This is a genomic window from Streptomyces sp. NRRL S-350, from assembly GCF_000719705.1.
Taxonomy (GTDB): Bacteria; Actinomycetota; Actinomycetes; order Streptomycetales; family Streptomycetaceae; genus Kitasatospora.
Genome location: NZ_JOHO01000237.1, coordinates 1 through 229 on the forward strand (window position 1 = coordinate 1; position 229 = coordinate 229).

The 229-nt window shown below is 68.1% G+C and carries 1 protein-coding gene; it reads left to right on the forward strand.

Translation table 11 applies throughout. The features are described 5' to 3' along the window. On the forward strand, positions 1-229 hold a 229-nt coding region (locus IF30_RS0140715; protein WP_030248439.1), incomplete at both ends, for a non-reducing end alpha-L-arabinofuranosidase family hydrolase.

The following is a 229-nucleotide window of genomic DNA, read 5'->3' on the forward strand; positions in this document are numbered from 1 at the left end:
CCAGAACCAGTACCTCATGATCGTCGAGGCCCGCGGCGCCAACGAGCAGCGCTACTTCCGCTCCTTCACCGCCACCAGCCTCAACGGCTCCTGGACCCCGCAGGCCACCAGCGAGGCCGCCCCCTTCGCCGGCAAGGCCAACAGCGGCGCCACCTGGACCAACGACATCAGCCACGGCGACCTCGTCCGCAACAACCCCGACCAGACCATGACCATCGACCCCTGCAAC